Raw genomic sequence first — 23,640 nt, forward strand, 5'->3', positions numbered from 1 at the left:
TCGAAATTGAGTGAAATACAGCACCTCGGTAAGGACACAACAATGTTGTATCCCTACTGTGTGGTAGGCAATTGACAATTGCTATATTTATTTAGGCTCGTAAATGCTTAACGCTTTGGTTTCTTCACATCAACATTTTTCGGTTTAGCGGCCGGAGTGCGCGGATAAAACTTAAACTTATTGAGCGCAGCACTTGCCGATTTAGCCACACCGCTATCGGTATCTCGCAAAGCTTTTTGCAACAGCGGAATCACTTTTTCCGACTTAATCATTGCTAGTGCTTCCACTGCCGCTTCGCGCACCTCCGGGTGAACATCTTGAACTAATTTTCCCAAAGTTTCTATTACTCGCTGACCTTCGGCTCTCAAAGGATTAGTAGCAGCCATTTTACCTAAAGCAGATGCTGCAAACTTGCGGGTTTCTGTGTCCTGACTTTGAACGCATCCTATCAACTGCGCCACCGAATAGCTTGGTGATTGTCTGGCAATTGGAAGCTGCTGTCCGACTTGGGGTCGATCTAAATCAATTGATTGTGGTTCAGGAAAATTTGTGTAATTTAACTCTTCTTCAACTTCTGTTTGATTTAACTCACTAGACTGTTCCTGCCAAACTTCTTGTTGTGGTAAATCTGCTCCAAATTCTGTTGAATTTAACTGACTGAACTGCTGCTCCGGGACTTCTTGTTGTTGTACGTTACTCTCGTACTGCTCTTGCAAAGACCTGATAGTAGCTTGCATCTGAGCTTCGTGAGCTCTCAACTGCTCGTGAGCCGCTTGCAACTGACTCTCGTATTGCTCTTGCAAAGCCTCCATATTTAACTGCAGCTCAACCTCGCGGTTCTCATATTCCTCAGCAGTTTGCCTCAAGCGAATTTCGTGTTCATTTTGCAAGTTTTGCAAATGTTGCTCCATCTGAGCTTGATAATTATGATGCAATTCGTCAGCAACTCTAAGTAAATGATGTTCGTGTTCTGCTTGCAAAGATTGGATATTTTCCTGAAGCCTTGCATTGTTAGCGGCTTCTAACTCCTCGCTGATTTGTCGCCGCAGCTCATGCTCGTCTACGCTGGCAACTGGTTGGAGCTGACTGTCGCGTTCTGCCTGAAGTTGTTGGATCTGATTTTCGTATTGAGCCGCAACTTGTTTGAGCTGATTTTCGTATTGGTTAGTAACTTGTCTGAGTAAATTTTCGTGTTCGGCAGTAGCTTTTCTAAGCTGATTTTCCCGTTCTCCTTGCTGAGATTGGACAGCTTGTTGCACCCGAGACATCTGAGCTAATTCTATTTCCTCAGTAATTCTGCGAGTTTGCTGCAAGTATTCTTGTTTTTGCTTGTTTAAGCGCTTTTCCACTAACCAGTAAGCAACTGCTATCCCTGCCAAAAAACCTACGATCGCTCCTATGATACCCACGACTAATCTCCTCCTGACAAAATAGTGATGCTGGACTTTTTACATTTAACCATACAGCCTCCTGTAACCGCCCAACAACAGCAGCCAGGCTGTCACTGCGAGCCAGTGAACCGCCACCGCAGGCCAGATAGAACCGCTTTGTAGGTATGCGATAGAGCACGCAACTCCCAAAATTGCCGCCAGCAGCAAAAACACTGGATTCATAAAGGTCGATCGACCAACCGGGTAAAAAGTCAGCGCGTTCAGCGGGTGGTAAACTACAAAAACCGCCAAACTCGCACATCCCCAAAACCACAGCATTAACCCAGAAGCCTTCTCGAACGGGTGCGGCAGCATTAACACGCGGAAAAATACTTCCTCGGTGAGCCCCGGACTGAACAAACAGCCAACGAGCACTCCCACAATTGTACGCCGATCGGTTTGCACGTCTACCTTCAGAAATCCCGACCAAAAACCGACAGGAAAGGCTATCGAAGTGTAAACCAGCGCGATCGTAACTGCAACCAGCCAATCAGTGAAATCGGGAATAGTTGAAAACGCCAGGGTGACGCGGCCTACTAGCAATCCCAGCAGCGCGTGAAGCGGAGCTATCCCGAAGGGAATCGCACTAAAATTTAACATAATCAAACCGATCCTTAAAATTTTCAAACAGATGTTAGCCGTAAGTTGAACCGTTTATGCAAAACCAATCACCCCCGCCCGTCAGAGTCCGCGTTTTTGTTTCCGGATTAGTTCAAGGAGTAGGATACCGATATTCAACGAGGAATCAAGCAAAGTATTTCGGTCTCAGCGGCTGGGTAAGAAATCTCCCCGACGGCCGCGTCGAGGCTGTCTTTGAAGGATCCAAAAAAGCTGTTGAAGGAATGATTGGCTGGTGCCGCCGCGGCCCCACCGGTGCTAGGGTTAGTGAGTTGGTTTTGGAATACGAAGACCCGGAGGGCGATTCCCTACCCTACCCTACCGGAACCCCTACGGGGAACGGGAACCCCTCCGGGGAAAGGGATAGCTCCGCTTCACGCACTTTTGAGATCCGGCGGTAAAAGAATAAAGGGAATAAACTGGGGTTGCAAGCTACTATACAAACGAAGTCTGCCTACTCTACGGCAGGCTTCGCCCACGCAGACTAAAGAATGAATCCGATAAAAAGTGCGGATATTTGGTATTACCAATTAGCAACGACCGGCGACTTGAGTTAATTGAGCGAACAACTGAGCAACTTTGGTCAAATCTTTATCTCCCGGCGCTATTTCTACGCCGCTAGAAAGGTCAACACCGCTGAAGTTATAGCCGATCGCGCTATCAATTGCATTTAAAATATTATCCGCTGTTAAACCGCCCGCCAGCAGCCAAGGACACTGCGGTCTAAACTCTGCTAACATCATCCAGTCGATCGTTTTGCCAGTACCGCCGAGTTGATTGGGATGGTAAGCATCCAGCAGTAAAGTATCGACACGAACAGCGTAAACAGCCGCAGTCTCCAGAGTTTCAGGAGTCTTAACTCTCAAAGCTTTGATAATTTCAATTCCCGGCAAAAACTCGCGCAGCCGATCGCAATATTCCGCTGTTTCATCTCCGTGTAACTGCACCCCGCTTAAATTTGACTCTGCCGTTACTTGACAGATGTTTTCTATTGTGGTATTCGCAAAAACGCCGATGCGATCGACATTTTCCGGCAACTGCTCGACAATCAGGCGAATCGTTTCTGGGCTGACATAGCGGGGGGAAGCCGGCACGCAGATAAACCCCAAAGCCTGGGCTCCCAAACGGGCGATCGCAATTCCTTGGTCTAATTTAGTGATTCCGCAAATTTTAACCCGCACTCCCAGTCCTCCGTTCCGAATTTGTATCAAAATATCAACGAATTGTTAACTATTAAAACAAATCTTAGTTTAATGCAAACCGCTTTTTATAATCTTGGAAATCAATTGATCTGTGAAATCAGGAGATAAGAACGTGATCAACTCATCTTTGCTGTTAGCCGTACAATCTACCGCTCCCTCAACGCCAGAGTGGTCGCCAATGGTAGGACTGACAATGATTTTATGCAATTTGCTGGCGATCGCGATCGGCTACTACGGCATAAACAAGCAAAACCGAGGCAAGGGTCCAGCTTTACCCGTTGAAGTGCCTGGAATGTTCAAAGGCTTCGGCATACCAGAATTGCTGGCAACAACCAGCTTCGGCCACTTGCTCGGAGCTGGAGTAATCTTGGGCTTAGGAAACGCCGGAGTTCTTTAAAAATCTGGGGAAGGGGAAAGGCAAGAGGAAGAAAAGATATAATAGAAACTCTTTCTTCCTCTCATGCGGCAGGAAAATTTCATGCACACAGGTTGGCGAATCGGCTCTTTATTTGGCATCCCCCTACTTATAGATTACTCGTGGTTTATAATTTTAGCCCTAGCAACCCGCCAATACGCCAGCAGTTACCGCTTGTGGGGGCCTGGGCTCTCCTGGAGTGCCGGGTTAGCAATAGCTCTGCTACTGTTTGCTTCCGTGCTTTTGCACGAACTCGGACACAGCTTGGCGGCAATGTCGCAAGGCATTAAAGTTAATTCTATTACCCTATTCTTATTTGGTGGAATTGCATCGATCGACTCGGAATCAAAAACTCCCGGTCAAGCTTTTCAAGTAGCAATCGCCGGCCCTCTCGTCAGCTTTGCGCTGTTTTTAATACTCGGTTTAGGCTCTCAAGTTCTCCCTCAGACAAGTTTGATTGCAATTGTGACAGAAAGGGTAGCAGAAATTAATTTAGTTTTGGGATTATTTAACTTAATTCCCGGCTTGCCTTTGGACGGAGGACAAGTTTTAAAAGCAGCAATTTGGAAAATTACCGGCTCTCGATTTGCCGGCGTTCGCTGGGCGGCAAAAACAGGACAAATTTTAGGTTGGCTGGCAGTTGCTTTGGGTCTGAGTTTATGCTTTTTAGCGCGCGAGTACGGCGGATTGTGGATTGCGCTAATCGGCGGGTTTGGGATTCGCAATGCCGCTTCGTACAGCCGCTTAGCTTCCTTGCAAGAAGCCCTGCTCAAAATTAAAGCCAGCGATGCGATGAGCCGCGATTTTCGAGTGGTAGATGCAGATTTGACTCTGCGAGAATTTGCCGATCGATATTTGTTAGAAGTCAATCCGTTTCCATTTTACATTGCTGCGACCAACGGGCGGGATTTGGGCTTAGTGTCGATCGACGATATCCGCTTCACAGAACGCAGTCAGTGGCAAATTCAGACTTTGCACAAAATTTTAAAACCCCTGGGAAAAACCCCCACAGTCTCCGAAAAAGCATCCATAGCAGAAGTAATTAACAGCATGGAAGCCCGTCAACTCCCCCGAATCATCGTCCTGTCGCCGATTGGTTCAGTAGCGGGGACGATCGATCGGGGTGACGTGGTTAAAGTTTTGGCAAAATACCTCCAACCCCAGATTTCAATCGCCGACATCAAGCGCAGCAAAGAAGAAAACAGCTATCCCCAAGGATTGCAATTAAGTGCGATCGCCAAAACCGCACAAGAAAACTAAAAATTTGGCATTAGTCAAACAATTTGGGATTTGGGATTTGGGATTAAAAGAATAAGAACCCCCGGAGTCATCTGTACGGATCGTGTAAAATCCAATTCCACGACCTCAAATCAAAAATCCCAAATTATTTGATTTGATAACTTAAGAGGCGGTGCATTTTTTCAAGAAAATTTGAAAAAATAATTATCAATATGCCCAAATTTTTGCATCAATTTCATCATCAGTTGAAGGAGAGAGGCTGGAGTTGGAAAAACTTAACTTATTCCTTCCCCTTCCCTGACTTGCAACCTCTTGCTATTATCTGGATTGTCGTGACGGGAACTCTATTGGGAGTGCGGCATTTAGGCGGGTTGCAGCCACTAGAATTAAATGCTTTCGACCTGATGGTGCAGTTGCGGCCAGATCCGGGCCCTGACCCCAGGTTGCTGGTAGTGACCATCACCGAGGAGGATATTAATACTATTGAAAAATGGCCAATTTCCGATCGCACTTTAGCAAAAGCGATCTCCGAAATAGCGCGTCTTGAACCCACAGCTATTGGCATAGATATGATTCGCAATACTCCCTACGAACCGGGGAATGCAGAATTGACGGCTCAATGGCAAAACCCCAAAGTAATCCCCATTACCTTGATCGGTAACTCTAAACAAGACCCAGCCCCACCACCTCCCAATATACCAGAAGAGCGGGTAGGATTTAACGATTTAGTCGTCGATCCCGACGGTATACTGCGTCGCAATTTGATGTACGCCAATAATGGTAAAACGACACTAACTTCATTCTCTATGCGACTAGCTTTTGCCTATTTTAACAGCAAAAAAATTGAGTATACTTTGACAGAAAAAGAAGAAATTCAGGCTAATAAAATAGTGTTTTCCAAATTGCGATCTGACTCAGGAGGTTATCAAAACATTAATGCCGAAGGCTATCAAATCATGCTCAATTACCGCTCTGCTGAAAATATAGCAAAGAGCGTGACACTAACTGAAGTTTTGGCTCGAAAAGTTGATCCTAAATTGGTGAAAGGTAAAATAGTGCTAATAGGCGTTACAGCTCTAACTGCCAAAGATTTCTTTTTCACCCCTTACAGCGCTACTGCCAGCGGAAACCGGCCGATGTCTGGGGTATCCATTCACGCAACGGCTACTAGCCAAATTCTCAGCGCAGTTTTAGATGGAAAAGGGCTATTTTGGTATTGGGACGAATGGCAAGAAATTCTCTGGATCGCTGTTTGGAGTGCAGTCGGCGGCTGTTTAGCTTGGCGGCTAGAAAAATCGCTGAGTTTGATGGGAAGTGCGATCGCAGCTTGCGGTTCATTATTCGGATTCACATTTTTCCTCTTCATGCAACAGGGGTGGATACCTCTGATTTCCCCTGCTATGGCACTTTTAATCACCGCAGCAGTCGCAGTCACCTATAAGTACGAGCAGTCGAGGCAACAGCAAGGGATTGTGATGAAATTATTAGGACAACAAACTTCACCGGCGATCGCAAATGCCCTGTGGAAAGAGCGCGTCCACCTGCTCGAATCAGGGTTATTGCCGGGCCAAAAAGTTACTGCTACGATCGTCCTCACCGACTTGCAGGGTTTTAGTACAATCTCCGAAAAACTACCGCCAGAAGTAGTAATGAGTTGGTTAAATGAGTATTTATCAGCAATGGCCCAAGAAGTCCAAGCACATCAAGGCGTGATTAATAAATTTACCGGAGATGGAATGCTGGCAGTATTTGGCGTACCTATTCCCCGCACCACTCCAGAAGAAATTGCAGAAGATGCTCGCCTCGCCGTATCTTGCACTTTAGCCATCAGTTCCCGCTTGCCACAAATGAATCAAAATTGGCTCGATCGCGGTTTACCGGCGGCAAAAATGCGAGTAGGCATCTTTACAGGGCCTGTGATGGTCGGTAGTCTCGGAGGCTCAACCCGTTTAGAATATGGAGTGATCGGCGACAGCGTAAATATTGCCTCTCGGCTCGAAAGCTGTGAAAAGGATCGGCAAGAGGACACTTGCCGGATATTGATTGCAGAAGAAACCTTTCTGCATCTGGCCGACAAATTTGAGGTAGAATCTTGGGGAGCTTTGCATTTAAGAGGCAGGGAACAAAAAGTTAATGTCTACCGGATTTTGGGAAGCAAAAAGAAATAAAAAGAGAGAATCTCTCTCTAAAAATTCAGGGAGTTAATATGAAAACAATTACTAAGTTTTTCCTCAATCTGACATCAGTTGGCTCAATAGTATTGATAGCAACGCTTAATGCTTCCCAATTAGCAGTGGTGGGACAGCCGACTCCAAAAATAGATGGCAAGCCACCCACTCAATCGGGAGGGCCGCGCTTCATTCAGCCCCGCGAAGATATCGACGATCGCCCCCCCGCTCAACCGAGAGGGCCTCAGCGCGGTGGCTGCGGGAGCATTCGTCAGCTAGGTGTCACAGCTTTAGTGCCTAAAAATAAGATCGGACGGACTGTTTCCGAGTATCCAACATTCTTTTTCTACTTGCCTCCAACAAAGGCAGAATTAGCCGAATTTACCCTAGAAGATCCTAGCCGCAAGCAGATTTACAAACAGGAGCTCAAAATTAGCAATTTATCAGGAGTGATTGGCGTTAGTATCCCCGCTAACACAAATGTGCCGCCCTTGGAAGCAGGCAAAAGTTACCGTTGGAATTTTACAGTGATTTGCGACTCTCAAGACCGCTCTAGCGATGAGATCGAAAGCGGTGTTGTACGGCGAGTTGAACTCAGTGCAGATATCCGCAGTCAATTAGAGAAGGCAGATCCGCGCCAGAAAACGGTTATTTATGCTGAAAATGGGATTTGGCAAGATGCCCTCAGCAATCTAGCTGCCGCTCGCCGCGCTAATCCTAACGATGCAGAATTAGCTGCTGATTGGAAAACCTTGCTACATTCTGTGAAATTGGGCCAAATTGCCAAAGAGCCGATCGTTGAAACTCAGCCACAGCCATAGTTTATTACATAGTCTTAGGCGCATTGAGGCCGAGAAACCGGGTTTTTTTACGAAAATACTTCGTTCGAGCCCGCAGATTCGGCAAAAAACCCGGTTTCTTCGGTCAAAGTGCGTAATTCGTGTATGCCAAGCCATTCCTCTTCTGAAAGCGGCTGCACCTCCAAATCAATTTCAAAACAGCGACAAGCCACCGCACTCAAAACATCAATTACAGTTGAAATCAAATCATCTCCCCCTTCAGATAGAGGTAATTTCACAGGAATTAATTCCTCCCCAAACACTTGAGAAAACAATTTAACATCCGGCTGCAAACGCATCGAACCGTGCTGCAAAATAGCATCACCCCGTCGCAATTGCGCGCTACCAATTAACTTGCAGCCATCAAGTGTAACTAAATCCGCGCCCGTGGCAGTACCAAAACAATTGGGATTGTGAATGTAACCCCTTCCAGCTTCCCCGTAATGCAAATCCAAACCCATCGCCCTCCAACCCTCAATCAAAAACTCGCAAATAGTCTGATAAGCTTTCATACGGCTGCTTCCAAATCCCGACGCCACAACTGCATAAGTTAAATCCCCTTGGTGGAGCACGGCGCGCCCGCCGCTGGGCCTCCTCACCAACTCCACAGGCATTCCCTGCCAAGACAACTGCTGCCAAAACTCCGGCCACCTGCGCTGGTGGTAGCCCAAGGAAATCGCCGCAGGTTGCCAAGTGTAAAATCGCAGAGTTGGGGGATTTTTGCCCGCTAGATGCTGTTCCAGCAGCCATTGGTCGATCGCCATCTGCACGCTACCAGACGCCGACAATAGTGGTATTAAACGCCATACAGAATTATCCATCAGTTCCCAGTCCTGAGTTTGCACTCAATAATTCACAGAATGTTTTAAAATTAGTAACAGTTTTTTGGGCCTGTCTTCTAAGTTAGTGCAAGTTTCACGCCCGCCGGTGCTTTAGAAATAAATACAAAAAATAATCGCAGAACCATGAGCAACACTGTAATTGTCATTAACGACGAAAAATTTGAAACAGAAGTCCTGAAAGCTGAGCAACCAGTGCTTGCCTATTTTTGGGCTAGTTGGTGCGGGCCTTGCAAACTGATCGCGCCTTCGGTAGACTGGGTGGCTGCCAACTACAGCGATCGTCTGAAAGTGGTTAAAATGGAAATTGACCCCAATCCTAATACTGTCAAGCAGTATAAAGTAGAAGGAGTCCCAGCTCTCAGGCTGTTTAAAAATGCCGAAGTAGTGCTTTCTCGCGAAGGAGCTATTACTAAACAAACTTTGATCGGTTTGCTCGACGCTCACTTATAAAGTTTGGACATGATTCGGGAGTTTCCAACTCCCTATTCACAATTATATCAATCGCAAAGATTGTTTTAACATCTCTCTTTTCTCCTAGATGTTCATCTCTGACTCTGCGCCCTCTGCGCTCTCTGCGGTTATAAAAAAAACATTGAAAAAGCAAATAAGAATGCCATAGCAAAAAATTAAATAATATTTACTCAATATAAAAATATTCCTTAAAATCTCAAAAAGTCAAAAAAAATATGCAATTTGCCAAACGTTTAGAGCCACTGCAATTTAATGTATTTGCCGATATGGATCGGGCGAAAACTCAAGCTAGAGCAGCGGGGCAGAATGTGATTGACTTGTCTCTGGGTTCTTCGGATTTGCCGGCCGCTGCTCACATTACAGATGCGATCGCACATTCTTTGTCGGACTCCAGCACCCACGGCTATTTGCTCTTTAACGGCACAAGAGATTTTCGGGAAGCAGCAGCTATTTGGTACGAGAAAAAATTTGGGATTGCAGTAAATCCAGAAACCGAAGTGCTGCCGTTAATTGGTTCCCAAGAAGGCACGGCCCATCTGCCTTTAGCTGTACTCAACCCCGGAGATTTTGCTTTGCTGCTCGATCCGGGCTATCCTTCCCACGCGGGCGGTGTGCATTTGGCCGGCGGTCAAATTTATCCGATGCCGCTATTAGCAGAAAATGCGTTTTTGCCGATATTTGAAGATATTCCGACAGCAGTGTTGGCTGAGTCGAAGATGATGGTTTTGAGCTATCCTCACAATCCTACAACTGCGATCGCACCTGTTGCTTTTTTTGAGAAAGCCGTGGCTTTTTGTCGCGAACACCGGCTAGTTTTAGTTCACGATTTCCCTTATGTGGATTTGGTATTTGACGATTCTGTAGGGGCGGTGCCCCCGTGCCCGCCCTCTGGTAACGAGGAAGAATATCGCAAATTGATGGCGCCGTCAATTTTTCAGGCGGATCGAGATAAGAGTGTGGCGATCGAGTTTTTTACACTATCCAAATCCTACAGTATGGGAGGTTTTCGAGTCGGATACGCGATCGGCAATTCCGAACTAATTGCAGCCCTGCGACAGGTAAAAGCAGCAGTAGACTTCAACCAATACCGAGGGATTTTGAACGGAGCGATCTCCGCATTAACCGGCCCCCAAGATACCGTCAGAACCAGCGTAGAAACCTTCAGAAAACGGCGGGACGCCTTTGTAAACGCCCTGCAGGGCATCGGCTGGCAAGTGCCTGTACCCCCCGCCACCATGTACGTCTGGGCGAAACTGCCGGAACCTTGGACCCAAGATTCCGTGAAATTTTGCACTCAGCTAGTACAGAGTACAGGAGTCGCAGCTTCCCCCGGTGCCGGTTTCGGGAAATCAGGAGAAGGCTACGTGCGATTTGCCTTAGTCGAGTCGCCAGCAATTTTGGAAGCTGCAGTTAGAAAAATTGCTGAGTTTCTCAATTGAGCGATGTGATACAGCGTATCCCAGGTTTGTGAAGGACACCCGCCTATCGGTCTATCCCCGCCGTAGGGACAAAGGCTTTCGCCGCGTCCCTTTGAGGCAGGGGTTAAAACCCCTGCCGGACTGGGGTTGTGACGTTTTTACGGACAAAAATAAGGGTACGGTGCCTAAGTCCCTACCCGCCGATCGAGATTGGTACAATTGCTAAACTATTGTGATTTATACCTAAAGGAATAGATATTTGCACGGACTATCTGTCACAATTTATGTTGAGAAATGTTAACGCGAGGGATCTTGAGAATTGTCAGTTCCGCTGACCCACTCTAAAAATCCTTGAAATGAATGCTGTCGGGGCAGCGATTGTTCCGTAAGCGAGAGCGCACATCCCAAAAATACCACACTGCCCAAAATTGCAATCAGCGGAAAATGCTTGCCCAGCCCAAAGTCCCGCTGAAGTCGAGCTAACGGCCTGCTCTCGCGCCTGAGCATCTTTCCCACCGTCAGTTGTTTGAGACTAAAAGGATCGCGCACAAAATGACCGCTCCAGCTAATTACCAGATGAGAATGGCAGTGGGGACAAGTGAATAGTCCGCTGACCATTCCGACTGGGCCTACGACGCTGGAACGGTGGCAAATCGGGCAAGTGACAGAATGAGTGTTATAGGTGGGAGCGTTCATAACTGCTTTTCTCGAGTAAAAAACCAACAACCAATGGAGAGCCTGCGTTAACGCCTAGGGCATAGACCTGAAGAGGCACTTTTCCTTAATTCCTAGTTTACCGCTCGGATCGGGTCGATCGGAGCTCACTGCTTGGGAAAACCTTCAAATTGCCAATCCCGCAGCGAGTGCAAGTCGGGAGCACAGGTGAGATTGTATTGCAGGGGAGTTACCGTTATTCTGTTGTCGCGAATAGCTTGCACGTCTGTAGGAATATCATGCAGCACCGCCGGATCGGTGACTTCTTCTACATCTTCTAACAATTCGCCAGCCAGCCAATAATAAGTTTTGCCGCGCGGATCGGTGCGCTTTTGAAATATGTCGAAATAGCGGCGAATGCCTTGACGGGCGATCGCAACTCCGGTAATTTCTGCTTGTGTAACTGCTGGTATGTTGACATTCAACAGCACCGGTTTGGGCATTGGCTGTTTTTCCAACTGCGACAGCAAAGTGACAGCGAAATCCACTGCCGGCCCAAATTCCTGGGAAGTATAGCTCGCGAGGCTGAAAGCAATGCTGGGAATGCCTTCCATAATTCCTTCCATTGCGGCCGAAACCGTGCCCGAACAGATGATATCCGTGCCTAAATTCGGCCCGTGGTTGATGCCGGAAAGCACAAAATCCGGCGGTTTGTCCAGTAAAGCCCACAAAGCGAGTTTCACGCAGTCGGCGGGAGTACCCGAACAAGCCCAAGCTTGGACTGAGGGATCGAAAATGGATTCGACAATTTCGGCGCGGATTGGTTGGTGCAGGGTGAGGCCGTGGCCGGTAGCGGAGCGCTCTCTGTCTGGGCAAACTACGCTCACGTCGTGACCGGCGGTGGCGAGAGCGTTGGCGAGGCTGCGGATGCCTTGTGCAAAGATGCCATCGTCGTTGCTAATTAAAAGTTTCATTGAAATTTTTATAGGCCTGATAACAATCTTAAACTAGATTCAACTATGCCGATCGCTCTAACATCCAATTACCTATTACGAATTATCCGTAACTACCGAAAATCTAAAATCTAAAATCTAAAATCTAAAATCAACCAGACTGTCGAACCAAAATTGCGCTAAACTCAGCTTGGCTCAAAATTGCCCTCAATCTAAAATCTAAAATCTAAAATCTAAAATCAAAATGACTGTCCAGCTCAGCGACATTGAAACTCAACTAGAAACCCTCGGTCAAGAGTCCAAAAGTGCGATCGCCACTGCCAATACCCTCGAACAACTCGAACAGTTGCGCGTCGGCTACCTCGGCAAAAAAGGCCAACTCTCTCAAATTTTAGGCATGATGGGCAAACTGTCGCCAGACCAGCGTCCCAAAGTAGGCGCGATCGCCAATACAGTCAAAGAAGCCCTGCAAGCCGATTTAGAAGACAAGCGCGCCTCCCTCCAAACCGCCCAAATCCAAGCCAAATTAGCCTCAGAAACCATCGATGTCACCATGCCGGGGATTTTTCGCCCCCAAGGCCGCGTGCACCCCTTAAACGCCGTCATAGACCGCGCTCTCGATATCTTTGTCGGCCTCGGCTACACCGTCGCCAACGGCCCGGAAATGGAAACAGATTATTACAACTTCGAGGCGCTCAACACCCCGCCCGACCACCCAGCGCGGGATATGCAAGATACATTTTACTTACCCGGAGGTGACTTGCTGCGGACTCAGACATCATCGGTGCAAATTCGCTACATGGAACAGCACAAACCGCCGATTCGGATTGTCTCTCCCGGCCGCGTTTACCGCCGCGATACTGTCGATGCTACTCACGCAGCAGTCTTCCACCAAATTGAACTTTTAGCAATTGATGAAGGTCTGACATTTACTGACTTGAAAGGCACAATTAAAGAGTTTTTGCGGCAAATGTTCGGGCAAGATTTGCCGATCCGTTTCCGCACGAGTTACTTTCCGTTTACAGAACCTTCTGCCGAAGTTGATTTGCAGTGGAACGGCAAATGGCTGGAAGTTTTGGGCTGCGGAACGGTCGATCCTAACGTTCTTAAAGGAGTCGGTTTAGACCCAGAAAAATATACTGGGTTTGCGGCAGGTTTTGGGGTCGAACGGTTCGCAATGGTACTTTATGAAATCGACGACATTCGCCGGGTTTATGCTAGCGATATGCGCTTTTTGCGGCAATTTTAAAGAAGGGCTTGGGGTCGCTTACAAGCTGCGTATAGAGGTGTTAGTCAATCGACATCAATCTTTCAGTTTCAAATAAGTGGACTTAAACAATTGACGGGGTGACAACCCCGTCAGAACATAGATACAGGGTATCCCAGGTTTATGAATTACACCCGCCGATCGATCCCCGCAGGAACACGGCACTGCCGTATCTAAAGCTGCACTTCATAAAGCTGGGATACGCTGTATAATAAATGACATACCCCTGATGCCCCTCTAAAACAATGCTAGTGTATTGCGCCTGAGTATCATTATCGGCTCATCTTCAGCAAAAATCAGTGGTCAAGGCTCGAGCAAGCGATCGTACTAAAGCCAAAGCTAGAAATCGGCGGACTGACGATCGTTTACCAGTTCATAGTTTCGCAACCTTAGTAGCAAATGTGGTGGCGATCGCTCTCAATCAAATTCAATCGACTATCAGGGCTGCTAGTTTCATTTTTGATAAGATTATTGAACCGACCATAGTACAACAAAAGGCTCTAGATTTGCTTGGTATTTCTCTGATTTGTACCCAGTAAACCCGGGGGGGAAATCTTTAAAAGTCTTGCAATTCACGGCTTACGCTTTTTGTCAATTGGGGAAGTTTATTTTAAACAAAATACTATTTTCGCCCTCAGAAATAGTCAAGGCAGTGCGTGCGATCGCAAATCTGTTTTTATTGGATGCAATAGAATAGGAACAGATAACTTTGTTTAGTTTGAATCGCGTTTTGAAGCAGTATGTAAAAACTCAGTATCTTTCTAGCTGATATCCAATCAGGTTGATAAACGCGATATCCGTAGGGAAACGGCACTGCCGTGTCCGTGTCCGTACCCCTAGGAAACTGCTGTGCCGTTTCCCTACCGTAGCTGGTTCTGTAAGTGCGATCGCACCCATTCCCGAAACTCTCTAATTCTCGCATTCTCTCCCTTTTCTGAGTCTAGCTGCATAAACTCTGCGAACTCTTTGACAGGAAACGAGCCAAATGCCAAACTGGTTTCCGATTCGACATAACCCGTATCATTTAAAATGTTAATTATTAGTTTCCCTTTCTTCCAAATCCACACCTCCGGCACTTTAAGTTCTGCATAAACCGCCATTTTATTGATAGATGAGCTAGTCAAATCCATTTCCACAGCTAAGTCTGGAGGCGGGTCATTTTTGAGGTCTATAGTTAACTTTCCTCGCATTAAAGCTTCATTTTGGATATAAAAACATTCATCAGCTTCGTTGCCAGCTTTTTTCGGTTCCGAACGCCACGTAGATGATTTTAATCCGATAATTTCAATCCCAATTTCCTCAGAAAGCGCTACAATTAGTCGTCCGAGAGTCCAGCTATACCTTTCATGTTCTGGTAAAGGTACCATTAGTTCTAAAGTCCCCTGATAGTAAGTCATGCGCGGCGTTGAACGTTCCGCAAATATTTCTAACAAGTGTTCGTAGGTTTCCCAACTGATATCATGTAAAACCAGGTGAGAACCTGCAAGCTCTTCTTTACTGTACGCTAGGGTTTGAACCATTGCAAATACTCCACGAGAACTTTAACTCTATTTTACTCTATTGAACATTGGACAGGTGCGATTAAGAGCGGGATAGCTTCGCACGCGCGTACATTACCAGATTGATTCAAGATTCAAAATAAATCCGGGGAGAACATCTTCACCTGATACAGCGGCTGGAGATTCTAGCACTTCAACTTCTTGATTCTGACGGTAAATTTCTACTTGCCGCGACTTGCGATTAATCAACCAACCTAAAACAGCACCGTTATCTCGATATTCTTTCATCTTATCCTGAGTTTCTTTCAAACTATCGCTGGGAGACATTAACTCAACGACAAAATCAGGACAAATGGGGGGAAATTTCTTTTGTTGTTCAGGAGTTAGTGCATCCCAGCGTTCTAATTTTACCCAAGAAGCGTCAGGAGATCGATCTGCTCCATTGGGAAGTTTAAAACCACCAGAAGAATCAAAAACTTTACCCAGTCTATTTTGCTGATTCCAAATCCAAATCTGTGCAGTTAATCCTGCATTGCTGCTGCTAGTTTCTCCTCCTGCTGGTGAGATGATAATTAATTCTCCTTTCGCTGTGCGTTCCAATCTAATATTTTCATTCTCCTGACAGAGTTGAAAAAACTGCTCGTCTGTCAGCTTAATAATTGGATTGAGGTTGAGCGTGAGGGTAGTCATAGCGGTATTTTATCGTGGCTAAACGACCTTTGTTGGGGATTGTAGCATATTGAGTGAGTTGCGAGGGCGATCGCCTTTTCGATAATTGTAAATTGAGATATAATGGTAAAAATAGATAATAGTGGATATTAGCTATGCAGCGAATATTCGAGGCTATATTAAAGGGAAACCTTTTAGAATGGGCTAATGAGGTTCCAAGACAAGGCGATCGCCCTGTCAGAGTTTACGTTACTTTACAAGAAGAGCGATCGACTTTAAGTGCGGAGTTTCGCCGTCACAGAATAGTTGAAATATTGGAAAAAATCACAGCAAATAATGTCTTTGCTGAGATTAGCGATCCGGTGGAATGGCAGCGAGATTTGCGTCAAGACCGTCCACTTCCAGGTAGGGATGAATAATGAATGCTGCTAGACAGTGATATTATTATCTACGCTTCCCAGCCAGAAAACTCGCAGATTAGGCATTTTATTGGCGAAAATGACATAGTTGTATCGGCAATAAGTTACGTTGAAGTCTTGGGTTATCATGGGCTAAATGAAGAGTATAGATTGTACTTTGAGGAATTTTTTGGTGTGGTGGAGGTTATACCAATTTCTAACGCTGTACTCGATCGCGCAGTGCTGTTGCGACAGATAAGGATAATGACACTTGCGGAGGCTATTATTGCGGCAACAGCTTTGGTATATGGCAGAACTTTGGTGACAAGAAATGTAGGGGATTTTCGGTGGATTGCTGAGATCACACTAATTAACCCATTTGAGGTTTAAGAAAAATGAGCGATCTTACTTTGGGAAGAAAAGGGCGATCGCACATTTATTCACTGCTTTTTACGTGATGTTCAACATAAGAACGCAGCACAGCGTTCATTAGAGATTGATAGCCTTTTCCTTGGCTTTTAAACCAATCTAATACATCGCTATCAACTCTTAAAGAAATAGCTTGTTTTGTCAGTGGTGTTACGAGTTTTGCTTTTGCCCAAAAATTCGCATCTAATTCAGGAATATCAGACGTATCGATTGCGGATTCGGGAATGTTTTCTAATTCTTCAAGTCGTTTGGGCGAGATAGTCATAGTAGGTATTTTTTTCTTGACGAGTGGCTTTTCTTGCAGAGATGATGCGGATAATTCCATTTCTTTCAGTATGCGCTACGGTGACGATAACGACACCTTGTATGGCACCAATACTGATTTCTCGGATTTCTCCGTAGTCGAAACGCTCATCAATGGCATTAAAAACGATTCCGTCAAAGATTTCTTGAGCTTCTTCAAAGCTAATGCCATGTTTTTTGAGATTTTGGGCGTTTTTATTTTCATCCCATTCAAACTGCATGATAGTGTATATACAAAATATATATACTTATAATATAGAATAACCGGATCGTACTTTAGGAAGAAAAGGGCGATCGTACTTCCCTCGATCCTAAATTGCTATAATGACAATCACCCAAAAAATATCAATATAAAGCCTATGTCTACTTACAGCGAGGTACTGAGTCAGGCTCAAAGTCTCACTCTTGAAGAGCAACAGCAACTTTTAGAAGTATTGTCAGCATTGATTCGCGATCGGGTAACAACCCAAACTCAGGGTAAACGATCGGAAATTGATGCAGCACTGATTGAAATGGTACAAGATCCAGAGTATCAAGCTCAAGTGCTACAGATGGAGGCTGAGTTTGCGGTAGCGAGTTGGGAAGCGTTGCAATTGGGAGAATCTCCTGTATGAACCGGGGAGAAGTCTATGATGCTAGACTTGAACCTGTTGAGGGTTCTGAACAAGGAGGAACCCGTCCTGTTATCATCGTTAGTCGAGCTACCATCAATACATATAGCCCTGTAGTTTTGGCTATTCCCTGCACTACTTATCAAACTGGTAAACGCACTTTGGGAAGATAAAGGCGCTCGGCTAGAAGCGTGAAAAAAGACAGGTTGCGATCGCCTACCTGATGACTTAAAATAGAAGAGACATATAGCTCTGTGGTCAAAATGGACAGAATCTCCGTCAACCCTCAAATTCACTTCGGTAAGCCTTGCATAATGGGTACGCGCATTACTGTACAGAGCGTTCTCGAATTACTAAATGAAGGGCTTTCTTTTGGAGAAATTATCCGAGACTACTATCCCGATCTGGAAATGGATGATATTCGGGCGTGCTTGCGTTATGCGATCGCGCTGGTGGCGGCTGAAGATGTGCATTTGGCATTAGCTTAAATTATGAAGTTTCTGATCGATCAAGATGTGTATGCTGTCACCACCAAGTTTTTGATTGATGCAGGACATGATGTAATTATTGTCGCTCAAATGGGTCTAGCGCAAGCAAGTGATGAAGAAATACTCAGAATAGCCCAAGCAGAAAATCGCATCCTTATTACGCGAGACAGAGATTACGGAAATCTTGTTTTTGTGAGGGCGATCGGAACGGGTGTGATTTACCTTCGAGTCTTACCTAAAATGGTGAATGAAGTTCACAAGGAACTAGCAGGGGTTATAGAAAATTACTCTGAAGTAGAACTAAAAGGGGCATTTGTAGTTGTAGAACCTGATGGACATCGGTTTAGAAAACCGCTTAGATAGGGTATTAATTAGGTTGGTGTTGGAAAGCAAAGGGCGATCGCACTTTGGGAAAATAAGGGCGATCGCGCTTTGGGAAAATAAGGGCGATCGCACTTCCCTCCATCCTAAATTGCTATAATGACAATCAGCCCAAAAATCTCAACATAAAGCCTATGTCTACTTATAGCGAGGTACTTAGTCAGGCTCAAAATCTTACTCCTGACGAGCAACAGCAGCTTTTAGAAGTATTGTCAGCTTTGATGCGCGATCGGGTAACAACCCAGACTCAGGGTAGCAGTGAAAGATTGCCCAGGAAAAATTTAAAGAGATGGCGAGGTTTTTTGCCTAAGCGTGTGGATGCTTTGCAATTCCAGTTGCAACTTAGAGAAGAATGGGATGATTAATAAATATCTTCTCGATACCAACATCCTGATTTACTACTTCTATGACGAGCCGGAGGTTCAGCCTATATTTGATGAGATTGAAGCTGGAGATGCAGAGGCATTTTACTCTCCGATTAGTTGGGTAGAGTTACTTTGTTACCCGGCATTGACAGAAGAACAAGCGAATGAGATGCGGGAATTTTTGAGGCTTATTAAGTGCGTATCATTAACAGAATCAGTTTTAGATCGTGCAGCCCAAATTCGTAGAGATTATCGCTTGAAATTAGGTGATGGTGTAATTGCAGCCTGTGCTTTAGTTGAGGGAAGTGTCTTGGTAACTCGCAATGCTAAGGATTTTAAGCGCGTTGATGGGTTAACTATATTAAATCCATTTGATTAGGTAAAAGAAGGGGCGATCGCACTTGCGGAATATCAGGGCGATCGGACTTTGAGAAAGATAAGGGCGATCGTTGATTAAGTAAAAACTGCTGGAATTAGCTTAATTCCCTTCTGAAAAGCTACATAAACTCTGTGTCTTCCACTATAAACTTCGTAAGGAGGTTTACCCTTATGCAGGGCTATAGGATCTGTCTTGGAGTGGAGTAGACTTGAGATAGAGTCAGGAGAATTTTCTATTGACTTTATTTTTCCCTCATTGAGTTCGCTTCTATTAGGGACTCGAATATCTGACATTTGTACAGGTCTAGTTTCCATGTTTTTTTTCCATATCTTACTAACTTTTAATTCCTTTGCTAGGCATCTAATTAGCTAGACACTCTATGTATTTCTAAAACTCTTCTTCATATTTTCCCTTGCCCACTGCATTCTTTTGTGAAATATAATTGTCCATCGCCACTTTAATTTCCTTGCACTTGGCCCGCATCCTATCTTCAGTAAAAGCTAGACGGTTGAGATCCATTTCGCCCATACTTTTTGCTGTGACCCCGCTAGTTAACTCTTTAAAGCTGAGACGACCTGAGCTAGATTTGTTTGTCAATGTAAGAAGTACCTGTTGATCTTGTTTAGACGCCTCCCAATGAAAAATGTTTACGCTCATCAAACCCATTTTTTTTGCAATTTTTTCCTCTTCTTCAGTTAAAATCAATTGGATATGAGATTCGTAGTAAGTTCCGCCAAAAAAACCTTTTTTCTCTTGACGATCTATGGATAATTTCATACTGACATCCTCCCAAATTACTTATGTAGTTACTAGGAAATAATCTGTTTACGCAATTAACAGGACTTTTTCCTTTTTGCAGGGAACCAATCGCGCCTTATTAATCCCTCTCCCATCCTTCCCACTACCCCATAGTAGATGAGAAGAAGCGATCGCAACTTTTTTCAATCAATCCTTCCATTTTTTAAGCGTAGTTGCGTAGTAGTCAGCTTTACGCAAAGCCTCACCCTTTGCAATCGGCTTTACCAGCAGACTCACTGCCAACATATACTTCGCCACTACCTTTGTCCCAATAAACATAGTAGGTAGAACCGGATGGCGTTTTAACTTCCCCAATTTTATCTTTAGCCATAACTAAATTGTCTACCAACGAGGCTTTTCACCATTTTTATAAGAAATGTGACAGGGATCAAACAAAGATTTAGCTCGAGCCAGAATTTCATGGTAGCCAAGATAATCCTCACCCAGCGCATCATGTAGTTTTTTTCTTTCATCTTTTGTTAAGTGTAAATCCGTAACTACCTGCTCTACATCTTTCTTGGCTGATTGTTGATTTTGTTTACCTCTTCCGTCTTGTAGTGGCTTGTTAGACATCTATATTTACCTTACTTACTTACCTAAACCTCAGTGTAGTACAATGATGAATCAGCTAATGTCGGGACTTTCCCCAGGTAGCTCGATCGCAAATGTCGGAATCTTGTCGGAAATGTCGGAAAAAATGTCGGAAATGTCGGAAATATCGGATATAATATGACAAATCCCAGCACAGGACTGACCTATGGACATCGCAGAAGTCTTGAAACTCGCAGACGAACTAATCTTCGCCAAAACGGGAGAACATATAGACTATCTGCAAAAGGCTATCCTAGAAGGGACATTCCAAGGTCGAACATACACACAAATTGCTGACGCGACTCATTCCAGTGAAGGTCATACTAGAGATATCGGTTCGGAATTATGGCAAATACTTTCAGAGGGATTCGGAGAAGAGATTACGAAAAGAAATTTTAGATCAATTTTAGAAAAAGCGAAATTTGATAACTTTTCATCAGCTATCGCTAGAGTAGGTAGAGATTATGTAGCGATTAATAACGTCAACATTTGTCAAGACAGGGCGAGAAGTCCAACAAAACCGCAAAACTCCCAACCAACTCCCAAACAACTCCACATAGACTTAGGCGACGCACCGGAAATATTCACCTTTTTCGATCGCACTTCTGAACTCTCCACCCTCGAAAACTGGATAACCCAGGATCGCACTCGCCTCATCGCCCTCCTCGGAATCAGCGGCATTGGCAAAACCACCCTCTCCCTAAGCCTAATCGATCGCATCAAAACCCAATTCGATTACGTCATCTATCGCAGCCTCCGCTTTTCCCCCACCCTAGACGCAACCCTCACCAACCTGCTGCAAATCTTTTCCCAACAATCAGAAACTCCCCAAAGCATCGAAACCAAAATTTCCCAAATCCTCGATTACCTGCGAAAATACCGATGTTTGATTGTCCTCGATGACGTGCAGATGCTTTTGGGCAGCGGACAACTCGCAGGACAATATAAAACTGGATATGAAGATTATCAGTTATTTTTTAAACTAATTGGCGAAGTTTGTCATCAAAGTTGTTTGATATTGAATAGTTGGGAAAAACCCAGAGAAATTGCCAGATTATCAAAAGATAATCATCCCGTGCGATGTTTTGTATTGGGAAGTTTAGGAGTAGCAGCTAAAGAGATTTTGAACTCACAAAAGTTATCCGATGAGGAAACATGGGAAACTTTGATTGATATTTATCAAGGCAATCCTCTGTGGTTGGAGTTCACGGCAACACTGATTCAAGACTTGTTTGGGGGGAGAGTTTCTGAGTTTTTTCAGTGCGAGATGCCGATTTTAGATGAAGGGTTGCAATCTCAGTTATCTAAACCTTTTGGGCGTTTGACTCCGGCAGAGTTGGCAGTGATGACTCACCTGGCTAATCAACCTGAACCCCTTGCTGTGTCGCAAATTTTCAACAAAATACCATTTTCGCCGTCAGAAATAGTCAATGCAGTGCGATCTCTTGGAAATCGCTTTTTATTGGATGCTGTAGAACGGGAAAAGATAACTTTATTTATTTTGAATCCTGTGATGAAACAGTATGTGAAAACTCAGTATCTTTCTAACCGATCGAATTAAAAAGGGCGGCAACCTTGCTCTATTATGCGAACATTAATCTATTTTTAGGTTGAGGGATCGATCGCCCTAATTGCCTAGCAGTCTCAACCCACTCCTGCATAATAATCTCTAGATTTTGCAATGCTTCTTGATAAGTTTCCCCATCCGCAGCACATCCTGGCAATTCTGGTACTTCGGCAATAAATGCCTGGTCTTCATCACTCCAGTAAATGATTACTTCATACTTCATTATCATCTTGGTTAACCAATTTATATTTCAAAATTACTGCACGAACTTGCTTTACTTGATAAGCTTTACCTTTTGATTTATCTGCTTTTTGGGGTTGGATGTTGAGGATTTCTGCCACTCCCTCCTTGGTAAAAATGATGATAGAAGGTGACGCACATTAGCATTTTTTATTGACCAGGGCTGGTTATAAAGGTAGGTACTGAACGCGGTTAACTAAATCTTCAGGTTCGCTAACCTTAGCAATAATTTCCAAGTCACGAATGCAATCACCAAAAGTTACATTCTGTTGATGGGCATAGATGACGCCAGCAAAATTTACTTCTTCTTGCTGGCGGCTGTTAGCTATGGCTAAAAAATCTTCGTCTTGTGTAAAAACAACGCGCTGAAGATCCGTTGCGCGATCGAGTATAATAGGGTCTGGCGTGTTTTGATGGTTATCTTCTTGAGCTCTCAAAACATCTACATCTCTTTGTCTCAGTCCATTTGTAATCGGTAGAGGCACATTCTCATCCATGTACAAAGCTATACTCATTTAATTAGTCCTTGGGCGCGGAGTTTTTTAGCCAAAGGAGATTCACCCGCTTCTAATCGCAACTTTTCGGCATACTCGAATCGGCGCTGCATATCTGCATCAAGGTCTTGTTTATGATCCCAGTAGTAAGCTAAGGCAGAGTAAATTTTACTCAAAGTTAGGTGAGGATAGCTTTCCAGTAATTCTTCAGGACTCAAGCTGTAAGCTTTTACCGAAGTCATTAATTCAACTACTTTCATAGTAGTCCCTGTGATGATAGGCACATTCTTCTCATCTAATTCTACGTATTTATATTCGGTTGCAGTTAGTGGCATAGTTTACCTCGTTAATGGATCTAATTTAATTATGAAGATATATTTTCATCCATTCCATCTCATATTCATCTCCTGTTTATTAAAATTCCTCAGCTAAACCTACCATCCTAATCGGACTATCAGAGAAATCACTTTGTATTAATTAGCAGAGTTTAATTTCATCCGAATAGCTGATATCATTTTCTCTTCCCAAGCTGGATCGTCAAGTTTTATACTAACTTTGTGAGGACGAGAATGCCGCCGATCCATATAGGCATAAAAAGCTTCTCGATCGTCTCTATGAGTGAGAATGTATTGCTTTAGTTCGCGATCGCTCATTGCAGCATAATTGACATTACTCATGGCTCAATACTCCCATCAGGTTGAATTTCTAACTCAATCTCTTCGCTTTGTCCTGCTAAGATAAATAGATTGAGAGTTCGTTCATCTAAACGCACTATATGAATTGGGTGAAACATCACGTTGGTAAGTAGATGACACAGCCGATATAAACTCCGTAACTGTTCTGCCGTTGGTTCCCTCATACACCGATCGTAATCGACTCCAAGTAGTTGCAAACAGTCATTTTATCCACCAA

Annotated in this window: 39 protein-coding genes; 19 read left to right on the forward strand and 20 right to left on the reverse strand. The window is 44.7% G+C overall.

Annotation, left to right across the window (positions count from 1 at the left end; all coding sequences use genetic code 11):
* Positions 1-107 precede the first annotated feature (107 nt).
* Both QUA99_RS14760 and QUA99_RS14765 read right to left on the reverse strand, forming a co-directional pair.
* Positions 108-1,409, reverse strand: a complete 1,302-nt coding sequence (locus QUA99_RS14760) for a HEAT repeat domain-containing protein (protein ID WP_333237879.1) — start codon at positions 1,407-1,409, stop codon at positions 108-110.
* Positions 1,410-1,454: 45 nt separating this feature from the next.
* Positions 1,455-2,030: a CPBP family glutamic-type intramembrane protease gene (locus tag QUA99_RS14765; protein WP_333237881.1), complete on the reverse strand. Its 576-nt coding sequence runs from the start codon at positions 2,028-2,030 to the stop codon at positions 1,455-1,457.
* Positions 2,031-2,086: 56 nt separating this feature from the next.
* Here QUA99_RS14765 and QUA99_RS14770 point away from each other — a divergent pair, with 56 nt between their 5' ends.
* The gene (locus tag QUA99_RS14770; RefSeq protein ID WP_333237884.1) at positions 2,087-2,449 is read left to right on the forward strand and encodes an acylphosphatase; all 363 of its coding nucleotides are present in this window, start codon (positions 2,087-2,089) and stop codon (positions 2,447-2,449) included.
* A 129-nt stretch (positions 2,450-2,578) separates the two neighbouring features.
* On the opposite strand, the gene QUA99_RS14775 is transcribed toward QUA99_RS14770, so the two are convergent.
* On the reverse strand, positions 2,579-3,229 hold the full coding sequence (locus QUA99_RS14775) for a phosphoribosylanthranilate isomerase (RefSeq protein WP_333237887.1): 651 nt from the start codon (positions 3,227-3,229) through the stop codon (positions 2,579-2,581).
* 133 nt (positions 3,230-3,362) lie between these two features.
* Here QUA99_RS14775 and psaK point away from each other — a divergent pair, with 133 nt between their 5' ends.
* The 4 genes from psaK (at position 3,363) to QUA99_RS14795 (ending at position 7,893) form a co-directional block, all read left to right on the forward strand.
* Entirely contained in the window at positions 3,363-3,647 is a 285-nt protein-coding gene (gene psaK, locus QUA99_RS14780) for a photosystem I reaction center subunit PsaK (protein ID WP_333237889.1), read from the forward strand.
* Positions 3,648-3,728: 81 nt separating this feature from the next.
* Positions 3,729-4,925: a site-2 protease family protein gene (locus QUA99_RS14785; protein WP_333237892.1), complete on the forward strand. Its 1,197-nt coding sequence runs from the start codon at positions 3,729-3,731 to the stop codon at positions 4,923-4,925.
* A 191-nt stretch (positions 4,926-5,116) separates the two neighbouring features.
* Positions 5,117-7,072 carry an adenylate/guanylate cyclase domain-containing protein gene (locus tag QUA99_RS14790; RefSeq protein WP_333237895.1) on the forward strand — a complete coding sequence of 652 codons (1,956 nt, stop codon included), beginning with the start codon at positions 5,117-5,119 and terminating at the stop codon, positions 7,070-7,072.
* Positions 7,073-7,110: 38 nt separating this feature from the next.
* Complete coding sequence (locus QUA99_RS14795; protein ID WP_333237897.1) at positions 7,111-7,893, forward strand: DUF928 domain-containing protein; 783 nt, start codon at positions 7,111-7,113, stop codon at positions 7,891-7,893.
* Between the two features lie 47 nt (positions 7,894-7,940).
* On the opposite strand, the gene QUA99_RS14800 is transcribed toward QUA99_RS14795, so the two are convergent.
* Complete coding sequence (locus QUA99_RS14800; RefSeq protein ID WP_333237960.1) at positions 7,941-8,732, reverse strand: biotin/lipoate A/B protein ligase family protein; 792 nt, start codon at positions 8,730-8,732, stop codon at positions 7,941-7,943.
* Between the two features lie 144 nt (positions 8,733-8,876).
* Here QUA99_RS14800 and QUA99_RS14805 point away from each other — a divergent pair, with 144 nt between their 5' ends.
* Both QUA99_RS14805 and QUA99_RS14810 read left to right on the forward strand, forming a co-directional pair.
* On the forward strand, positions 8,877-9,203 hold the full coding sequence (locus QUA99_RS14805) for a thioredoxin domain-containing protein (RefSeq protein ID WP_333237899.1): 327 nt from the start codon (positions 8,877-8,879) through the stop codon (positions 9,201-9,203).
* A 236-nt stretch (positions 9,204-9,439) separates the two neighbouring features.
* Positions 9,440-10,663, forward strand: coding sequence for an LL-diaminopimelate aminotransferase (locus QUA99_RS14810; RefSeq protein WP_333237901.1), 1,224 nt, complete (start codon positions 9,440-9,442; stop codon positions 10,661-10,663).
* A gap of 276 nt (positions 10,664-10,939) precedes the next feature.
* Here QUA99_RS14810 and QUA99_RS14815 read toward each other — a convergent pair whose 3' ends face one another.
* Both QUA99_RS14815 and surE read right to left on the reverse strand, forming a co-directional pair.
* On the reverse strand, positions 10,940-11,338 hold the full coding sequence (locus QUA99_RS14815) for a hypothetical protein (RefSeq protein ID WP_333237903.1): 399 nt from the start codon (positions 11,336-11,338) through the stop codon (positions 10,940-10,942).
* 125 nt (positions 11,339-11,463) lie between these two features.
* A complete protein-coding gene (gene surE, locus QUA99_RS14820; RefSeq protein ID WP_333237905.1) occupies positions 11,464-12,270 on the reverse strand; it encodes a 5'/3'-nucleotidase SurE in 807 nt (268 codons plus the stop codon).
* A 223-nt stretch (positions 12,271-12,493) separates the two neighbouring features.
* Between surE and pheS the strand changes: the two genes are divergently transcribed.
* Both pheS and QUA99_RS14830 read left to right on the forward strand, forming a co-directional pair.
* Complete coding sequence (gene pheS / locus QUA99_RS14825; RefSeq protein ID WP_333237908.1) at positions 12,494-13,498, forward strand: phenylalanine--tRNA ligase subunit alpha; 1,005 nt, start codon at positions 12,494-12,496, stop codon at positions 13,496-13,498.
* Between the two features lie 317 nt (positions 13,499-13,815).
* Positions 13,816-14,055, forward strand: a complete 240-nt coding sequence (locus tag QUA99_RS14830) for a hypothetical protein (RefSeq protein ID WP_333237910.1) — start codon at positions 13,816-13,818, stop codon at positions 14,053-14,055.
* Between the two features lie 321 nt (positions 14,056-14,376).
* Here the strand turns inward: QUA99_RS14830 and QUA99_RS14835 are convergent, their stop codons facing one another.
* Together QUA99_RS14835 and QUA99_RS14840 are read right to left on the reverse strand one after the other, a co-directional pair.
* A complete protein-coding gene (locus tag QUA99_RS14835) occupies positions 14,377-15,036 on the reverse strand; it encodes a Uma2 family endonuclease (protein WP_333237911.1) in 660 nt (219 codons plus the stop codon).
* A gap of 93 nt (positions 15,037-15,129) precedes the next feature.
* Positions 15,130-15,705 carry a Uma2 family endonuclease gene (locus tag QUA99_RS14840; RefSeq protein WP_333237913.1) on the reverse strand — a complete coding sequence of 192 codons (576 nt, stop codon included), beginning with the start codon at positions 15,703-15,705 and terminating at the stop codon, positions 15,130-15,132.
* A 134-nt stretch (positions 15,706-15,839) separates the two neighbouring features.
* On the opposite strand from QUA99_RS14840, the gene QUA99_RS14845 reads away from it, so the two are divergent.
* Both QUA99_RS14845 and QUA99_RS14850 read left to right on the forward strand, forming a co-directional pair.
* Complete coding sequence (locus QUA99_RS14845; protein ID WP_333237915.1) at positions 15,840-16,103, forward strand: hypothetical protein; 264 nt, start codon at positions 15,840-15,842, stop codon at positions 16,101-16,103.
* A gap of 3 nt (positions 16,104-16,106) precedes the next feature.
* On the forward strand, positions 16,107-16,472 hold the full coding sequence (locus QUA99_RS14850; RefSeq protein ID WP_333237916.1) for a type II toxin-antitoxin system VapC family toxin: 366 nt from the start codon (positions 16,107-16,109) through the stop codon (positions 16,470-16,472).
* A gap of 46 nt (positions 16,473-16,518) precedes the next feature.
* On the opposite strand, the gene QUA99_RS14855 is transcribed toward QUA99_RS14850, so the two are convergent.
* The gene (locus QUA99_RS14855; protein ID WP_333234003.1) at positions 16,519-16,776 is read right to left on the reverse strand and encodes a BrnA antitoxin family protein; all 258 of its coding nucleotides are present in this window, start codon (positions 16,774-16,776) and stop codon (positions 16,519-16,521) included.
* Positions 16,751-17,035 (reverse strand): BrnT family toxin, encoded by a 285-nt coding sequence (locus tag QUA99_RS14860; protein ID WP_333237918.1) that lies wholly within the window; start codon positions 17,033-17,035, stop codon positions 16,751-16,753. The genes QUA99_RS14855 and QUA99_RS14860 overlap by 26 nt, the downstream gene beginning before the upstream one ends.
* A gap of 138 nt (positions 17,036-17,173) precedes the next feature.
* Here QUA99_RS14860 and QUA99_RS14865 point away from each other — a divergent pair, with 138 nt between their 5' ends.
* The 7 genes from QUA99_RS14865 to QUA99_RS14895 all read left to right on the forward strand — a co-directional run bounded on the left by QUA99_RS14865 (position 17,174) and on the right by QUA99_RS14895 (position 19,038).
* Positions 17,174-17,428 (forward strand): hypothetical protein, encoded by a 255-nt coding sequence (locus tag QUA99_RS14865; protein WP_333237920.1) that lies wholly within the window; start codon positions 17,174-17,176, stop codon positions 17,426-17,428.
* Positions 17,425-17,598, forward strand: a complete 174-nt coding sequence (locus QUA99_RS14870) for a type II toxin-antitoxin system PemK/MazF family toxin (RefSeq protein WP_333237922.1) — start codon at positions 17,425-17,427, stop codon at positions 17,596-17,598. The genes QUA99_RS14865 and QUA99_RS14870 overlap by 4 nt, the downstream gene beginning before the upstream one ends.
* Positions 17,599-17,688: 90 nt before the next feature.
* Positions 17,689-17,913, forward strand: a complete 225-nt coding sequence (locus QUA99_RS14875) for a DUF433 domain-containing protein (RefSeq protein ID WP_333031785.1) — start codon at positions 17,689-17,691, stop codon at positions 17,911-17,913.
* Between the two features lie 3 nt (positions 17,914-17,916).
* Positions 17,917-18,276 (forward strand): DUF5615 family PIN-like protein, encoded by a 360-nt coding sequence (locus QUA99_RS14880; protein ID WP_333237924.1) that lies wholly within the window; start codon positions 17,917-17,919, stop codon positions 18,274-18,276.
* The gene (locus QUA99_RS14885) at positions 18,245-18,394 is read left to right on the forward strand and encodes a hypothetical protein (protein ID WP_333237926.1); all 150 of its coding nucleotides are present in this window, start codon (positions 18,245-18,247) and stop codon (positions 18,392-18,394) included. The genes QUA99_RS14880 and QUA99_RS14885 overlap by 32 nt, the downstream gene beginning before the upstream one ends.
* A gap of 34 nt (positions 18,395-18,428) precedes the next feature.
* Entirely contained in the window at positions 18,429-18,659 is a 231-nt protein-coding gene (locus tag QUA99_RS14890; protein WP_333237927.1) for a hypothetical protein, read from the forward strand.
* Complete coding sequence (locus QUA99_RS14895) at positions 18,652-19,038, forward strand: type II toxin-antitoxin system VapC family toxin (protein WP_333237929.1); 387 nt, start codon at positions 18,652-18,654, stop codon at positions 19,036-19,038. Before QUA99_RS14890 ends, QUA99_RS14895 begins: the two co-directional genes overlap by 8 nt.
* Positions 19,039-19,425: 387 nt before the next feature.
* Here QUA99_RS14895 and QUA99_RS14900 read toward each other — a convergent pair whose 3' ends face one another.
* The 4 genes from QUA99_RS14900 to QUA99_RS14915 all read right to left on the reverse strand — a co-directional run bounded on the left by QUA99_RS14900 (position 19,426) and on the right by QUA99_RS14915 (position 20,601).
* Entirely contained in the window at positions 19,426-19,815 is a 390-nt protein-coding gene (locus QUA99_RS14900; RefSeq protein WP_333237931.1) for a hypothetical protein, read from the reverse strand.
* Between the two features lie 223 nt (positions 19,816-20,038).
* Positions 20,039-20,167 (reverse strand): hypothetical protein, encoded by a 129-nt coding sequence (locus QUA99_RS14905; protein WP_333237934.1) that lies wholly within the window; start codon positions 20,165-20,167, stop codon positions 20,039-20,041.
* 11 nt (positions 20,168-20,178) lie between these two features.
* Positions 20,179-20,409: a hypothetical protein gene (locus tag QUA99_RS14910; protein WP_333237935.1), complete on the reverse strand. Its 231-nt coding sequence runs from the start codon at positions 20,407-20,409 to the stop codon at positions 20,179-20,181.
* A gap of 51 nt (positions 20,410-20,460) precedes the next feature.
* Positions 20,461-20,601 (reverse strand): hypothetical protein, encoded by a 141-nt coding sequence (locus tag QUA99_RS14915; protein ID WP_333411431.1) that lies wholly within the window; start codon positions 20,599-20,601, stop codon positions 20,461-20,463.
* On the opposite strand from QUA99_RS14915, the gene QUA99_RS14920 reads away from it, so the two are divergent.
* Entirely contained in the window at positions 20,594-21,988 is a 1,395-nt protein-coding gene (locus QUA99_RS14920) for an ATP-binding protein (protein ID WP_333237936.1), read from the forward strand. The genes QUA99_RS14915 and QUA99_RS14920 overlap by 8 nt on opposite strands.
* Positions 21,989-22,010: 22 nt before the next feature.
* Here the strand turns inward: QUA99_RS14920 and QUA99_RS14925 are convergent, their stop codons facing one another.
* The 6 genes from QUA99_RS14925 to QUA99_RS14950 form a co-directional block, all read right to left on the reverse strand.
* A complete protein-coding gene (locus tag QUA99_RS14925) occupies positions 22,011-22,217 on the reverse strand; it encodes a type II toxin-antitoxin system HicB family antitoxin (RefSeq protein WP_333237938.1) in 207 nt (68 codons plus the stop codon).
* Positions 22,207-22,335 (reverse strand): hypothetical protein, encoded by a 129-nt coding sequence (locus tag QUA99_RS14930; RefSeq protein WP_333237941.1) that lies wholly within the window; start codon positions 22,333-22,335, stop codon positions 22,207-22,209. The genes QUA99_RS14925 and QUA99_RS14930 overlap by 11 nt, the downstream gene beginning before the upstream one ends.
* A 66-nt stretch (positions 22,336-22,401) precedes the next feature.
* The gene (locus QUA99_RS14935; RefSeq protein ID WP_333237943.1) at positions 22,402-22,749 is read right to left on the reverse strand and encodes a DUF5615 family PIN-like protein; all 348 of its coding nucleotides are present in this window, start codon (positions 22,747-22,749) and stop codon (positions 22,402-22,404) included.
* Positions 22,746-23,063 (reverse strand): DUF433 domain-containing protein, encoded by a 318-nt coding sequence (locus tag QUA99_RS14940; RefSeq protein ID WP_333237946.1) that lies wholly within the window; start codon positions 23,061-23,063, stop codon positions 22,746-22,748. Before QUA99_RS14940 ends, QUA99_RS14935 begins: the two co-directional genes overlap by 4 nt.
* A gap of 138 nt (positions 23,064-23,201) precedes the next feature.
* Positions 23,202-23,405 (reverse strand): DUF6887 family protein, encoded by a 204-nt coding sequence (locus QUA99_RS14945; RefSeq protein ID WP_333237947.1) that lies wholly within the window; start codon positions 23,403-23,405, stop codon positions 23,202-23,204.
* A complete protein-coding gene (locus tag QUA99_RS14950; RefSeq protein ID WP_333237949.1) occupies positions 23,402-23,620 on the reverse strand; it encodes a DUF6888 family protein in 219 nt (72 codons plus the stop codon). Before QUA99_RS14950 ends, QUA99_RS14945 begins: the two co-directional genes overlap by 4 nt.
* Between the last annotated feature and the right edge of the window lie 20 nt (positions 23,621-23,640).

This window comes from Microcoleus sp. F10-B2, from assembly GCF_036704965.1.
Classification (GTDB): domain Bacteria; phylum Cyanobacteriota; class Cyanobacteriia; order Cyanobacteriales; family Microcoleaceae; genus Microcoleus.

Excerpts from the sequence above, each read along its gene's own strand:
- QUA99_RS14765 (WP_333237881.1), bottom strand. The coding sequence starts at position 2,030 with ATGTTAAATTTTAGTGCGATTCCCTTCGGGATAGCTCCGCTTCACGCG.
- QUA99_RS14770 (WP_333237884.1), top strand. The coding sequence starts at position 2,087 with ATGCAAAACCAATCACCCCCGCCCGTCAGAGTCCGCGTTTTTGTTTCC.
- QUA99_RS14785 (WP_333237892.1), top strand. The coding sequence starts at position 3,729 with ATGCACACAGGTTGGCGAATCGGCTCTTTATTTGGCATCCCCCTACTT.
- QUA99_RS14790 (WP_333237895.1), top strand. The coding sequence starts at position 5,117 with ATGCCCAAATTTTTGCATCAATTTCATCATCAGTTGAAGGAGAGAGGC.
- QUA99_RS14795 (WP_333237897.1), top strand. The coding sequence starts at position 7,111 with ATGAAAACAATTACTAAGTTTTTCCTCAATCTGACATCAGTTGGCTCA.
- QUA99_RS14800 (WP_333237960.1), bottom strand. The coding sequence starts at position 8,732 with ATGGATAATTCTGTATGGCGTTTAATACCACTATTGTCGGCGTCTGGT.
- QUA99_RS14805 (WP_333237899.1), top strand. The coding sequence starts at position 8,877 with ATGAGCAACACTGTAATTGTCATTAACGACGAAAAATTTGAAACAGAA.
- QUA99_RS14810 (WP_333237901.1), top strand. The coding sequence starts at position 9,440 with ATGCAATTTGCCAAACGTTTAGAGCCACTGCAATTTAATGTATTTGCC.
- QUA99_RS14815 (WP_333237903.1), bottom strand. The coding sequence starts at position 11,338 with ATGAACGCTCCCACCTATAACACTCATTCTGTCACTTGCCCGATTTGC.
- surE (WP_333237905.1), bottom strand. The coding sequence starts at position 12,270 with ATGAAACTTTTAATTAGCAACGACGATGGCATCTTTGCACAAGGCATC.
- pheS (WP_333237908.1), top strand. The coding sequence starts at position 12,494 with ATGACTGTCCAGCTCAGCGACATTGAAACTCAACTAGAAACCCTCGGT.
- QUA99_RS14835 (WP_333237911.1), bottom strand. The coding sequence starts at position 15,036 with ATGGTTCAAACCCTAGCGTACAGTAAAGAAGAGCTTGCAGGTTCTCAC.
- QUA99_RS14840 (WP_333237913.1), bottom strand. The coding sequence starts at position 15,705 with ATGACTACCCTCACGCTCAACCTCAATCCAATTATTAAGCTGACAGAC.
- QUA99_RS14845 (WP_333237915.1), top strand. The coding sequence starts at position 15,840 with ATGCAGCGAATATTCGAGGCTATATTAAAGGGAAACCTTTTAGAATGG.
- QUA99_RS14850 (WP_333237916.1), top strand. The coding sequence starts at position 16,107 with ATGCTGCTAGACAGTGATATTATTATCTACGCTTCCCAGCCAGAAAAC.
- QUA99_RS14855 (WP_333234003.1), bottom strand. The coding sequence starts at position 16,776 with ATGACTATCTCGCCCAAACGACTTGAAGAATTAGAAAACATTCCCGAA.
- QUA99_RS14860 (WP_333237918.1), bottom strand. The coding sequence starts at position 17,035 with ATGCAGTTTGAATGGGATGAAAATAAAAACGCCCAAAATCTCAAAAAA.
- QUA99_RS14865 (WP_333237920.1), top strand. The coding sequence starts at position 17,174 with ATGTCTACTTACAGCGAGGTACTGAGTCAGGCTCAAAGTCTCACTCTT.
- QUA99_RS14870 (WP_333237922.1), top strand. The coding sequence starts at position 17,425 with ATGAACCGGGGAGAAGTCTATGATGCTAGACTTGAACCTGTTGAGGGT.
- QUA99_RS14875 (WP_333031785.1), top strand. The coding sequence starts at position 17,689 with ATGGACAGAATCTCCGTCAACCCTCAAATTCACTTCGGTAAGCCTTGC.
- QUA99_RS14880 (WP_333237924.1), top strand. The coding sequence starts at position 17,917 with ATGAAGTTTCTGATCGATCAAGATGTGTATGCTGTCACCACCAAGTTT.
- QUA99_RS14885 (WP_333237926.1), top strand. The coding sequence starts at position 18,245 with ATGGACATCGGTTTAGAAAACCGCTTAGATAGGGTATTAATTAGGTTG.
- QUA99_RS14890 (WP_333237927.1), top strand. The coding sequence starts at position 18,429 with ATGTCTACTTATAGCGAGGTACTTAGTCAGGCTCAAAATCTTACTCCT.
- QUA99_RS14895 (WP_333237929.1), top strand. The coding sequence starts at position 18,652 with ATGATTAATAAATATCTTCTCGATACCAACATCCTGATTTACTACTTC.
- QUA99_RS14900 (WP_333237931.1), bottom strand. The coding sequence starts at position 19,815 with ATGAAATTATCCATAGATCGTCAAGAGAAAAAAGGTTTTTTTGGCGGA.
- QUA99_RS14905 (WP_333237934.1), bottom strand. The coding sequence starts at position 20,167 with ATGGCTAAAGATAAAATTGGGGAAGTTAAAACGCCATCCGGTTCTACC.
- QUA99_RS14910 (WP_333237935.1), bottom strand. The coding sequence starts at position 20,409 with ATGTCTAACAAGCCACTACAAGACGGAAGAGGTAAACAAAATCAACAA.
- QUA99_RS14920 (WP_333237936.1), top strand. The coding sequence starts at position 20,594 with ATGGACATCGCAGAAGTCTTGAAACTCGCAGACGAACTAATCTTCGCC.
- QUA99_RS14915 (WP_333411431.1), bottom strand. The coding sequence starts at position 20,601 with ATGTCCATAGGTCAGTCCTGTGCTGGGATTTGTCATATTATATCCGAT.
- QUA99_RS14925 (WP_333237938.1), bottom strand. The coding sequence starts at position 22,217 with ATGAAGTATGAAGTAATCATTTACTGGAGTGATGAAGACCAGGCATTT.
- QUA99_RS14935 (WP_333237943.1), bottom strand. The coding sequence starts at position 22,749 with ATGAGTATAGCTTTGTACATGGATGAGAATGTGCCTCTACCGATTACA.
- QUA99_RS14940 (WP_333237946.1), bottom strand. The coding sequence starts at position 23,063 with ATGCCACTAACTGCAACCGAATATAAATACGTAGAATTAGATGAGAAG.
- QUA99_RS14945 (WP_333237947.1), bottom strand. The coding sequence starts at position 23,405 with ATGAGTAATGTCAATTATGCTGCAATGAGCGATCGCGAACTAAAGCAA.